This is a genomic window from Nocardioides sp. (genome assembly GCF_004803405.1).
Taxonomy (GTDB): Bacteria; Actinomycetota; Actinomycetes; order Propionibacteriales; family Nocardioidaceae; genus Nocardioides; species Nocardioides vastitatis.
This window is the reverse complement of record NZ_SSXI01000297.1, coordinates 1-1,523: the sequence shown is the minus strand read 5'-3', so window position 1 is coordinate 1,523 and position 1,523 is coordinate 1. Positions and strand designations below refer to the sequence as shown.

2 protein-coding genes are annotated in these 1,523 nt (G+C 73.7%); both read left to right on the top strand.

What is annotated here, in order from left to right; genetic code table 11:
- Positions 1–393, top strand: a 393-nt coding sequence (locus E7Z54_RS20730; protein WP_136436636.1) for a glycosyltransferase, incomplete at its 5' end; no start/stop codon positions are given.
- Positions 372–1,523 (top strand): hypothetical protein (locus E7Z54_RS20725; protein WP_136436635.1); only part of this gene is annotated, 1,152 nt, incomplete at its 3' end. The genes E7Z54_RS20730 and E7Z54_RS20725, both read left to right, overlap by 22 nt.

The window sequence follows — 1,523 nt, the reverse complement described above, 5'->3', positions numbered from 1 at the left end:
CGGGCGGCGCTCGTCTCGGCGGTCGCCGTGGTGGTGCCGTCCCAGTGGGAGGAGGCCTTCGGGCTCGTAGCGGTCGAGGCGATGGCGGCCGGGATCCCGCCCATCGCGCCTGCGCACGGGGCGTTCGTCGAGCTCGTCACGGACGGCGTGGACGGCGTCCTGTTCGCCCCGGGCCGGGCCGACCGGCTCGCCGACGTGCTCGCCGCGGTCCACGAGTCGCCGGACCGGTTCCTGTCGCTCGGAGAGGCAGCCCTCTCGACGTACCTGGCCCGGTTCACCCCCGACCGGAGCCTCGAGCGGCTCGAGGAGATCTACCGGTACGCCGTCGCCAACCCGCGCGGGGTGGAGCGCTCGGCCCGGAGGCTCGCGCCGTGGGGGGTGCCACCACCGTGAGCGGCGCTCGCTCCGTGGTCGCGCGGCTGGGCTGGGGTGTCGCGGACCAGGGTGTCTCCAGCATCAGCAACCTCCTCCTCGGCGTGGTCGTCGCGCACGCCTTGAGTCCCTCCGGCTTCGGCGCGTTCGCGTTGGTCTACGTCGCCTACGCGCTCGTCCTGACCGCGACTCGCGGCATCGCGACCGACCCCCTCGTCGTGCGCTTCAGCGTGGGCACCGAGGTTGGTCGCAGCCGCGCCATCGGTGCGGCGACCGCCAGCGCAGCGGCTGCGGGCACCGTTGCCGGCCTCGCCTGCGTCGGCATCGGACTCGGCCTCGGCGGCACCGTCGGGGGCGGGTTCATCGTGCTCGGCTGCTGGCTGCCCTTCCTGATGCTCCAGGACGCCTGGCGGTTCGCGTTCTTCGCCTCGGGAACCCCGCGACGGGCACTCGTCAACGACGCCGTCTGGGGGGTGCTGCAGGTCGTTCTCCTGGTGACGTTGGTGCAGACAGGGCACGACGACGTCACGTGGTGCTTGAGCGCCTTCGGCGCCAGCGCCGCGGCCGCTGCGGGTTTCGGCTACCTGCAGTGCCGCGTCCGACCCCGGGTGCGCGAGGTCCGTTGGTGGCTCGTGACGCACCGCGACCTCGGACCGCGCTACTTCGTCGAGAACCTCAGCATGGGCGGGGCCCGTCAGCTGCGGTTCGTCGCGCTGGGAGCCCTCGGCAGCCTGACCGCCGTCGGTGCCACGCGCGGCGCGGAGATCCTGATGGGGCCGTTCCTCGTCATTCTCATGGGCGTCAGCCAGGTCGCCGTCCCTGAGGGTGCCCAGGTGCTCTCCCAGGCCCCTCGCCGACTGGTCCAGTTCTGCCTCGGCATCGGCGCCGTCGCCGCGCTGTTCGCCGCGCTCTGGGGCGCAGCCGTCGGCCTCTTGCTCCCGTCCGAGGCCGGGCGGCTCCTCCTGGGCGACGTCTGGCCGCACGCGTCCACACTGATACTCCCCGTCGCCCTCAGCATGGTCGCCGGCGGTTTCGTGGTCGGCGCCACCGCCGGCGTACGCGCCCTCGGTGCCTCGCGACGCAGTCTCACTGCACAGACCGTCAGCGCCCTCCTGTACGCCGGCGGCGGCTGCGCCGGCGTGGCCGCCGGT